Annotated in this window: 6 protein-coding genes; 2 read left to right on the top strand and 4 right to left on the bottom strand. The window is 35.4% G+C overall.

All coding sequences use genetic code 11. The annotated features are described in order from the left end of the window. Positions 1-2: 2 nt before the first annotated feature. The 4 genes from LPAF129_RS07165 to vprA form a co-directional block, all read right to left on the bottom strand. Entirely contained in the window at positions 3-173 is a 171-nt protein-coding gene (locus LPAF129_RS07165) for a hypothetical protein (protein WP_244055496.1), read from the bottom strand. Next, entirely contained in the window at positions 154-1,533 is a 1,380-nt protein-coding gene (locus LPAF129_RS07170) for a DEAD/DEAH box helicase family protein (protein ID WP_244055497.1), read from the bottom strand. The genes LPAF129_RS07165 and LPAF129_RS07170 overlap by 20 nt, the downstream gene beginning before the upstream one ends. Then, positions 1,533-7,235, bottom strand: coding sequence for a hypothetical protein (locus LPAF129_RS07175; RefSeq protein ID WP_244055498.1), 5,703 nt, complete (start codon positions 7,233-7,235; stop codon positions 1,533-1,535). Before LPAF129_RS07175 ends, LPAF129_RS07170 begins: the two co-directional genes overlap by 1 nt. 325 nt (positions 7,236-7,560) lie before the next feature. Beyond that, positions 7,561-9,018, bottom strand: coding sequence for a vinyl phenol reductase (gene vprA / locus LPAF129_RS07180; protein WP_244055499.1), 1,458 nt, complete (start codon positions 9,016-9,018; stop codon positions 7,561-7,563). Between the two features lie 222 nt (positions 9,019-9,240). Between vprA and LPAF129_RS07185 the strand changes: the two genes are divergently transcribed. Next, positions 9,241-10,161: a LysR family transcriptional regulator gene (locus tag LPAF129_RS07185; protein WP_244055500.1), complete on the top strand. Its 921-nt coding sequence runs from the start codon at positions 9,241-9,243 to the stop codon at positions 10,159-10,161. A 207-nt stretch (positions 10,162-10,368) separates the two neighbouring features. Continuing rightward, positions 10,369-11,355 (top strand): MBL fold metallo-hydrolase, encoded by a 987-nt coding sequence (locus LPAF129_RS07190; protein WP_244055501.1) that lies wholly within the window; start codon positions 10,369-10,371, stop codon positions 11,353-11,355. Positions 11,356-11,509 lie beyond the last annotated feature (154 nt).

Here is an 11,509-nt window from a genome sequence, read left to right on the forward strand (position 1 = left end):
CTCTATTCCTCACTCACAATCATTTGTTGAACTTTTTGGACAACAATCTCACGTAATTGTCTTTGACTTGCATCATCATTTTCAATATCAATCAATAATTCATTAATAATTTTCTGGTCAGCTAGTGGTAACTTTTCCAGTTCAGCCTTAATATCAGCTTGTAAATTGTTCATTTTCTTCCTCCATCATCTCTTGATAAACGTCCCACGAACTCTTATCCAGATAGCTGTCTAAAGCAAATTCTGCCAAAATCGGTCTAATTAACTCTCTGGCCTCGTATTTATTATTAGCATACTCAGCAAATTCATGGAAACGAGGAATTTCACGTTTAACTAGGCTCTTCGCCATTCCTTCATCCATCTCATTTTTATCTGGAATTACAATAAAATCATAGACTTCAGCTTGCTTTTTCCCTGGACTTTTCCGCAAAATTCTTCCACGTCGCTGAATAAACTGCCGGGGATTAGTTGTACTTGCTAAAAAGAACGCCACTCTAGTAGCGGGAACATCAACCCCTTCGTCCAAACATTTCATTGCAGTTAGGGTTTGAATCTTACCTCGTGAAAAATCTTGTAACATTTTTTCTCGATTAGGGTAGGAAACTTCAGCTTTAAATTCACTAACAGAAACTCCCTCTAAGGCAACATCATAAGTAAACTTATTGATATCACCCGGCGCACAATACACCAAGCTATGATCAGGATTTTGACTTTTGAAGATTTGCAAGAACTTCGCTTCTTTTGCATCTGCTTTTTCGATAATTCTAGACCGCTTAATCAGTAAGTTTTGTAAATCTTCATCAACTGAGCTGCCTTTATTTTTCTGTTTTAACACCATCAGCTTACCAATCTTCTCGCTCAATTTAATATATCTAGTTGTTTCATCAATTGACAGCTTAACTGGTACTGGATGATACGAATATTCCGTTAAAAAGCCTTGGTTAATTGCTTCTTCTAACGAAAACGAGAAAATTTCCTTGTCAAATAGTCGATAAATTTTAGCAGTTCCTTTTTCATCCCACCATCGTTTGGGTGTAGCCGAAAGTCCTAAGCGCGCATTAAAGTTACTAAACAAAGCTGGATTAGAATTTTTTGAGCCCAGATAATGGCATTCATCCGCTAGCAGAAAAGAATTGTCATGCTCTGCTCTCTTTAAAATTTTTGCAAATTGTGATTTTTTACCGCCAGTTGAACGGTATGAACCAATAATAACTAATCTCTTTCTAAAGCCATGCTGATATTCCCAAATCATTCGGCTAAGCTTCGCATTCCATTTATCCTTACCATACGCAACTTCGACATCAACCACAATTCCATTTTCCAAGAGGTTTTCTTTCCATTGTGTAATTAAATGAATGAATGGTACTAGAATGACTAATAGCTGCTTTCCATGATCTGCATAATATTCCTGTGCACAGGCGATACTGGTATATGTTTTACCTGTACCTGTTGCCATATCAAAAATACCTCGGTAGTGATTTTTCTGAAAAGCATTCACCGCTTGTTTTTGATAGCCTCTAAGTTCAACCGCCATTAAATCACATCCTTCAAATGTAAGACATGGTCTCTATCTACATCAAAGACGTTTTTCACAATATAATCTGGTAACTTGTTATTGTTATCAGTATAAATATGTTTACGGTCTAAAAAGCGGCCAACTTTATCTCTAGTTAATGAATCATGATAGTTTGTTTTAACCTCATATTGAACCAAATCTAGCAAATTACGCCATGGTTTATTAATTGAGCACATAATGTAATTATTTTGGGTAACTGCTTTAGAAGTTGCGTAAATATACTCCCAATTCAAGTTCTTATATTCCGGAATTTGATCAACATAAAATGCTAACAGTTTGGGACTCCAATCCATCCGATTTTTTAATTCGGGCAACTTATTAGGATTAATTATTATTTGCCCCATGACAGCATAGCCATCTTGATTAACAAAGCTAGCTAGATAATCCTTAACTTGTTCTAACTCACTCATAGAAAGCTGTAATGAATGTGTTGAAACAAATTCCCCTGGTCTAAACTCAAAGAAAGCAGCATTGTTAGCCAATTTTTTAATTAACTTCTTACCATCATCAAACCCGATGTCTTTTGCGAACTCTGTTAAGTTCTTATTAGTGATCTTTTTGTCCTCAAAATGATCACTAATAATTGTCTCTAAACTAGGATTTTGATCTACATATAAGATTGGGTAATCTCCCCTCAAATAATACTGATCTGCCCCGTCCTTCAACAGGCTAGTAAACAAGTCACGCTTCTGCAAATAGGTTGTACTTGGTAATTTGTCAAACAGGTCTGCCCTTGTCATAATCTTCCGATAGATTGGTTCAACGAAGAAATATCCTGCGTGCAGCTTGTTCTGTTCTTCAGTTTGCTCATTCAAAAATTCAACCAGTTCAGGTGCTAAATTTGATCTTCTCCGTATTTGCTGTGGCTCAGGTTTGCTAATTGAGTCTTTGTTAGTCAACGTCCGCACTGGTTCGACTGCTACATTCTTATCAAAGCCAAGATCTGCTTGGCATATCTGATAAACCTTCCAATTTACTTTACGGTATCCTTGATCATAAAGGTCACTAATTGTTTTTTGAATAAGCTGTTTTTTCTCCGGACTTAAACTAGGATCTGTTAACAATCGATTTAAATTAAAGCCGCTAATATCTGACAACCAAACTACATTAACTCGGGCAAAAGCATTGATAATTTCCTGATCACTAAAGACCTTGAAAATCTCTGGATCATCTGAATTTTGTTCCACTATGGTAGTTACTTTTGCAGGTTCATTACTGTTTGAATCTATCAGGCTGCCTTTAGAAACTCGCTTACATGCTTCATAAACTTCTTGACTAATATTTTCGTATCCATCTTCATAAAGCTCAATTAGTTTATTCTGGATCCTGTTCTTATCTTTATCACCTAACCCTGGCGAAGATAAAACATGATATAAAGCTTCTTGGTCGATTTCAGAAATCCAAATTGCATTTGCTTCTGCAAAAACATCATCGATTTTAGACCCTAAGACTTTCAAAATCGTCGGATCATCATCTTTTAGTTCCCGATGAATGAAGATATTTTTCTGTTCGGTTTCCTCGTCCATTTTTTTAGCTTCCTGATGAGGCTGTTTAATCTCAGCAACCTTATCTTTTTCTGACAGAAAATTATCTACCATACCTACTGTTCTGATATCTTTTTGCTTGGTCCGTGTACCACCACAAAATTCATATACTTCACGTGAAATCCACTTAGAATTCTTTTCATAACAAGAACAAACTGCTTTCTCAATCAATTGTCGTTGATATAAATGACATTCTGGCATATTAAATATTCTAGCCAATTTTCCAGTAGCCAATTGTGAAAAATATACAATTCCGTTCTGTCCAAGCAATTCAACTGTCGTTGGAGATTTTTGGATTATCTCAGATATTCGTGGACCTTTGTCTACCTCTTCCATCTTCGCTTTTACTTCATTCATCTTTGCGTTGTTTTTATGAGTTGTCACATTTCCATACTTACAGAATTCATATGCCTCCTCAGACACAAACGAAGATCCTTTTTGATAATACTCAATGACAATTTCCTTAATCGCTCTTTGCCGATATGGATAAAATTCTGGTAACTTAAAGAGTTTAATCAATTTTTTCTGAGTTAACTGCGACAAGTATTTAATTCCATTCCGCCTTAGCACTGCATTAGTACTTGGTGATTTCGACATTAACTTTGCCAACGAAACATCCTCAGGTGTTTTCTTCTCGGCTTTCTTTTCAGACACTTGAGTCTTAACTTCATTTTGAACTACGTTAACGAAATCAATACTTTCCGAGTTGTTTTTACGTTCTTCAACCGGCTTTTGTTGATTCTGAGATTCATCTTGATCCGTAACGTTTTTATCATTAACTATCGGATCTATCTTAATATCAACATTAGCTACATCTTTATGTGATTCTTGCTCTTTTACCACTTTTTGTTCTGTGTCTATAGATTTTCCACCACAGAATTCATACGTTTGCATCGAAATCCACGCTGAACCTGCTTCATAACAAGCACGAATGGTTTCTTTAATTTGTCTCTCTACATCAGACGAACAGAATGGATCATTAAAGACATATCCCAATCTTTCTTTGGTAACTTTTGTCAGATCTTCGATACCTTTTAGCTTTAACAATTCTAATGCTGTACGATCAGTTATCAAGTCTGTCATTGGGATTGGTTTAGTTAATTTATATTCTTGGCGAACAATTTTTTGAATTTTATTTTTATCAACTTTAAATATTTCCATTTTGTCATTATTCTTCGAAGAAATATTATCTTTTACACTTGGAACTATTTTGACATCACTTGAATTATCTACTATAGATTTATTCTTGTCCTGATCTTTAACTATTGTTTCTTCATCATCATTTTGATCAGTATTATTAGTTTCTGAAGTGAATCCACCACAGAGCTCATAAGCTTCTCGCGTGATTAAATCAAGACCTTCTTCATAATAATCACGTACAACTTCTTTAATTATTTCTTCACGACTTAGAGAACATTCAGCTAATTCAAATACTTTAATTAAGTTTTGCTTAGTTAGTTGTGATAAATACTCAATTCCATTATGCTTTAACATTGCATTCGTATCTTGCGAGGTTAACATGATACTCGATAACAAAACATCTTCTACATGTTTTTTTTGATCAAAAACAAGATCACTTATCTTTTCAGAGACATTATCCTTCAAAAAACTATTACTATTTTTAGTGTTTTCGTTCTTTTCGAAATAACTATCCGTTAGCGCAGTTCCTCCACAAAATTCATAGTCTTCTTGTGAGACCACTGTATACCCTTTTTCATAATAATCACAGACAATTTCCTTAATCATTTTTTCCCGATATGGATAACATTCGGATAATTCAAAGATTCTAGTCAAATTCGACTTAGTTAATTGCGACAAGTAATTAACGCCATTTCTTTTAAGTAATGCACTAGTACTTGGTGAAGAAAACATAATAGAAACGAGTACAACATCCTTAGATATTTTTGTACTAAACGTTCTTTCAGTTGATTGAACGCTCGAACCTAATCCGGGCAAACTATTCTTCTCAGAATCATCACCATTTTTTGATGCGCTATTACTACCGTCTGCTGCATAGCGCGCGACATCTGCATTCAAATTTTTGCTAGATTGTTTTGTTTCACTATTACTTGATAAGACTCTTGAAACTTTCTCACGGCTATCTTCTATCACTGAAGACTGCTCTTTGAAGTTTCCATCTTTATTATTAACTTCACCACTATCTAGCTCAGGTGTCTGATTGTTATTTTCTCTCGTCATCTGCTGACTATTACTTACAACTAGTTTTTTATTAGAATCTTTATTCTCCTTTTTTACTATAGCGGCCTTTTCTTTAGCTTGACCAACAAGGTTAGCTACCAAAGAAGTCCCTCCACAAAATTCATAAGTTGCTCGTGAAATTAACTTAGAGCCAGCCTCGTAACAAGCGCGAACTGTCTGTTTAATTAACTGCTCATTATCATAACCACATAGTGAATTACTAAAGAGTTTATTTAAACTAGAGATACTAACTTGAGACAATTTAGTGATTCTATAAAAACGTAATAATGTAGTGGTTCTTGCATCTGAAATTAATTTAGTTAGCTTGATATCTTCTCTGGTACCCAATCCGCTTTCTAAAATAGTTTTTTTAATCTTGATTTTTAACATATTCTCTCTTGATAAATTTTTTTCGGTATCATCTTTATCACTTATAAAGTCAGTAGTTGCAGTAATATCGTTATGGTGTTCTTGCACCTCTGACTCTGCTGTTTCCTGAGGTTTCTCTTCATTTACATTCAGCTGGTCTTGAACATTTCGACAGTAATCATATGTTTCTTGCGTAACCAAAGAGTTTCCCTTTTCAAAACACTCACAAATTATTTTCTTTACATTTTCCTGTCTCATCAAGATAAATCCCGGCTTTTGAAATAAATCATCTAAGCTATGCGGATTTACTTGCGATAAATACAAAAAATCATTTTGTTTCAGTAATGTGACTAACCCTGATTCAGAAATTAATCCAGGCAAATAAACGTCCTCTGACTGATGTTTTAATTCTGCAACTTCAGAAGAAACTTTCTGGTCTACAGTTCGTTTATGCTCATTTGTACTCTCTAAAGAAATCTGCTTCATTTTCTTCAATTCAATTGTTTTATCATTCAAACACTTTTGATTAAACTCAGCAGTTATTACATCATATCCGGTCACATAAAGAAAATTAACTTGAGTATCAAATGAAATTCTAGCTTTCCCATGAAAAGACAATTCGTCAAAGAACTGATGAATCTTAAAATTATTTAGCTCTGATAACAAATCAATCTTCGCCTTTTTTAACAGTGGAAAACTGGCTTCATTTTTAAATAAAACGGAAATATACCCATCTTTTTTATCATCACTAGAACTGACTTTTTCTGTTTCTGTTTTCTTTGTCTCAATTACGTTTTCCTGGATATCGGCTTTACAAAAATCATAAGCATCCTTGGGGACTACTTCATATCCTTGTGTATAATAATCACACACTACCTGTTTGATAAATTTTTCTCTCGCCGGAGTATTCAAGCTATGTTTAAAAATTCTGTTTAAATTACCAACCTTTAACTGGCTTAAGAAAAAAACACCATTTTTCTTCAAAAGACTGATGATTGTTTCATCTGAAATCAGCATTGATAATCTAACATCATGCTTGATAATTTTTCTCTTAGCCGTTGTAGTAACCTCAGAAACTTCAAATCCATGGCTTGTAAAAGAACGTTTCAAATCATCAAAATTATAATCAAATGGAAAGAGCTCGCTAAACTGCTCAATAATAATTCCATCGAAAAAAGTATCGTCTTGGACGTCCAAACCATTCAATGTCATTTGGATACTATTTGGAAAAATAATATTCTCAAATTTTTTAGATTTTTCATTAGCCGAAATAATATGATAGGGAGGTTCGCTTACTCGAATAAATATTTTATTGTTTTTCTGAGTATGGACTTTAATTCCCCGTAATCCAAACTCCTTGATTAATTTTTTATAAGTGGCCGGCTCAAGTTTATATATTTTCCTAACAAAATCTAAATCAAAAATATATTTACCATCATTTTCTTTGATATCCTCACTATTCATTACTGAAAATAAGGTTCTCATCGCTTGACTATGGTATCTTTTCGGATTAACCGGACATTCTACATAATCATTTTTTAAATTCATTGTCGTCCTTTTTCCTCAATTTACTTTCTGACTGTTTTTTTCAATTAATATTGTTTACACATACCTAAATTATACTATTTGATCAATTTAGATTCATCTTATTTCACCTAAATATTTCAAAAAAATAATTAGTTTGGCTAGATACAAATGATAATTTTATGATTATAAAAATTTTTCTTTAGAATTAATTATAGTTTCCAAAACATAAATGTTATCGTTTACATTTGATGTACAACTTAGTTCTAAAAATATGTAAAATAAAAAGAGTTCAGAAAATCATTTTACGATTTTCCAAACTCTTTTTTAGTCTAACTAATATTACTTCTTATAGTGCTGCTAATGCATTCTTTGCTGAGTTTCTGCCTGAGTAATAAGCATAGCCAACACAAGTCCCTGGCATATTTGGTCCATATGTGTCGCCTGCTAAACCAGCAGCATCATTACCAGCTGCGTACAAGCCAGGAATTGGGGTACCCTTTTGATCAAGGACTTCATTCTTAGTTGAAACTCGTAAGCCGCCCATCGTACAGAATGAACCAACACTTAATTTGAAACCATAAAATGGTCCTTGAGCAACTTTAACCAGATAATCTGAGTCTTTTCCAAAGTCTTGGTCATCCTTCTTGTCACAATATTCATTATAGGTTGAAATTGTGTCTTGGAATTTATCTGTTGGTACACCCATCTTTTCGGCCAATTCTTCAATTGAATCAGCTTTAAAAATAAATGGCTTGTTGGCAGCTACTGCAGCATCTAATTCATCTTGCAGTTTAACTAACTTCTCGCCTCTTCTGACATAGACACCTAAGCCCATGAAGTTTCCTTCTTGCGCCATCCGATCAATGACACCTTGATCCAAAATACTATAAACTTTATTTTGTGTGTACAAGGCATTACCGGCAAGTGAGAAATTGTAAATAACTGCTTCATTTACAAACCGCTCACCATTTTCATTAACCCACAAAAGTGGTTGTTGTCCAGCAGCAGTTGCCAAATGTGAATCAATATATTTAAAAGCAGGCTCATCAGGATCACCAATGTAACCGCCAAATAACATTGCCATTCCTGTCCCATACTTAGCAGCACCTTGGTCCCAAGCTAAACGTAGTCCATCGCCAGTTCCCTTACCAGAGCTGACTGGTACCAAACGTGAAGTATCGTAGGCCGTTAATTCTTGCATCATTTCTGGGTTATCTAGGTAGCCGCCAGTTGCTAAAACAACAGCGCCAGCTGTAATTTCTTGCTCTTCTTGTGAAACCTGGTCTTGAATGGTAACTCCATTAATTTTCCCACTGTCATCAGCTAATAACTTAATCGCTGAGGTAGAGGTCAACAATTCGACACCAGCTTTTTTGGCTTGTGGTAACAGTGCCTGATGGATCACAGCGTCGCCCATGCCTTCATAAATGTGCCAAGTTGCTTCACCATCACCCATTGCCTGAACGCCTTCGTATTTAACACCCTGGTCTTTGAGCCATTCTACGGTTTCAGGACTATCATCGATATATTTTCGCCAAATTCTTGAGTCAGCTTTATATTTAGAATATTCAACTTCTTCTTGTAAAACTTCAGTTCCTGAAACATTAATTCCTTGCTGTTTTTGCAAATATGAATCAATTGCGAAAAGGCCTTCAGTATAATTAGTGCTTCCACCAGTATTACGCCCTTTTTCTAGCAGTAACACTGAAGCATTTCTTTGTGCCGCTTCTAAGGCTGCAGAGGTCCCCGCTGCACCAGTTCCAACAACAACAAGATCGTACTGTTTCTTACTTGCTAATGACATAATAATTCCTCCAAAGTTTTTTTAGTCAAATCAATCAATTATTCTAGCCCATTCAGATACAAAGTTAATAATTGAACAATTGACAATGAAAGAAAGTTCTTAATATAATAATATATAGCTAAGAACATCTTTAAGTAAATCATATACTTTGTGAATAAATTACAACACAGTTAATTATTACGAGAGACGAACTTTTAGTTCGGGTAAGCAGGAGGATTCCAGATGAATGTCGATCAATTAAAAATATTTCTACAAGTTGTCCAATATGGTAGTTTTGAACAAGCTGCCAAAAAGAACTTCCTTTCTCAAAGGGCTGTTTCTAAGCAAATGTCACAACTAGAAAGTGAACTGGGCACTAATTTATTTGAACGTGGTAAAAATAAGATCTATCTATCTCCACAAGGTTCGATTTTCCTCCCCTCTGCCCAAGATATAGTCAATAATCTAGCCAATGTCATTTCTGATTTAAAAAAATTTGATAATGAACAGTGTCAGACAATTCAAGTTGGTTGCTTTTCTCCATTTGAAGGACAAATTGTTCAAAACTCGCTCTATCAGTTAACTCAGGTTGAACCGAATGCGTCAATTACTATCCATGAACAAAGTAATGAGCACTTAGCTCAAAGCGTTTCAAATGGTAGTTTAGACATTGCATTTTCAATCAGTTACGGTCGCCCCTGCGTTGCTAAAAACTCAGAATTAACTTCTTTAAAGATTTACCATAATCAAATGTTAATGGGTGTTAGTCAACAAAACAAAAATAGTTCGGTCGCTCATTTATCTCTAGATATGTTAAGAGATTTGCCTATTCTTTACTTTAGCTTAGAAAATTCAAAATTTTTACAAGAAAGTTTTCATGCCAGCCTTTCAGATCAACTAAACCTAAAAAATGTTCACCGGGTAACCAGCATCGAACAAATGCACATGCTGGTAGCACTTAATCAAGCAATGGCCTTTTATCCTGCCGGCTTAATCAGTGCTCAGGAAATGGCTGAAGACAAATACGTTAACTATATTCCTTTTGACGATCACAATGATCAGAGCTATGACATTGTAGTCTTATTTAAAGCACAGAATAAAAATCTGCTGCTCCAGAAGTTATTAGATATTCTCAAAAAAGGAGTCCATTCACTCGAAATTTAAAAATAAAGATAGTCAAAAAAGTCTACTGCTTTGTTATTTATCGGTGTTATAAGCAGTAACATTTGAATTTTCACCCAGCGTTTTGTTATCGTTTACCTTAGTTTAGTGTTATAGTTGACTCAAATTAAGCCCCCACTTTGTCTTTCATTTGTTAATTTCTGACGTCATATGTTGAACACTCAATATAGCGAAAGGAAGCGGATCGTAATGGACAAAAGTAATCAACACTCTGTTTTCACACGGCAACTTTTGCTCCTTATTTCAGCAATTGTTGTTGCCTTCTCACTCTTCTGTTTGCTCCCCCAAAGTACCCTTCAGGCTCAAGTCGTCACACATGCTCCCAAGTTTTCCGGTAAAGTTAAAGTTCCCCAAAAAGTTGGTGAAACCAAGGTTCAGGCTTACTACTCCATCGAGAAATTAAAAGATAACGTTTATCACATCAATGACTATTCTAAGTCTCCTGGAGGCAAAAACGGTCTCAATCCTGCCAGTATGTATTTGATCAAGGGCTCTGAAAAGTCACTGCTGATTGATGCTGGCAACAAAAACATCAAAGCCCGCAAAGAGTTGTTAGCCATCGTCAATCAATTACGGGGAACAACTCCACTAGAAATCGCAGTGACCCATAACCACGAAGATCACACTGGGCAACTGGCAGCTTTCAAAGCCAACACAATTTACTATCCAGCTAAAGACAAAATCAAAAAACAGCACTACACCAATAACTACGCATGGATCAAAGAAGGCGACGTTTTAGACCTCGGTAACTACAAATTTACTGTCTACGAAACACCGGCGCATACGCCAGGTAGTGTCACCTACGTTGATCAGAAGCACAGTTTGATTGCCAGCGGTGATTCAATTGGTTCAACCTTTGTCTGGTTGTTTGACAAGAAGAGTCTCAACACCTATCAGAAGACTCTTAAACATCTCTATGCTCAGGTCAAGAACTTAAAAGATCCAACCTTTATGCCTGGTCACAAGTGGCAAACTGATCCCGCCAACAAGAAGCGCGGGCCGAAGTTTACTCCTGACAACAAACCAATGACCATGCAATATCTGAAGGATATGATCACTTTAACTGCTAAAATTAAAGACGGCACCGCCAAATCACACAAATACTATGTTGATGGCAAGAAACGTGGTAAAGCCTATATTTACCACCACGCAATGATCTGTATGATCGACAACTAGTCAAAAAGCCCTGGCATGCACAAAGCTGCCAGGACTTTTTAGGGGTCTAAACTTTTTAGTGTTGATGAGTTGATCATCAGCACTTTTTTTCTACGCAAAAAGGACATCATTTGTCCTCGTGTGCTACGATTAAAGTGTCTAATTAAAATCAAAG

Source organism: Ligilactobacillus pabuli (genome assembly GCF_022836475.1).
GTDB classification, from domain to species: Bacteria; Bacillota; Bacilli; order Lactobacillales; family Lactobacillaceae; genus Ligilactobacillus; species Ligilactobacillus pabuli.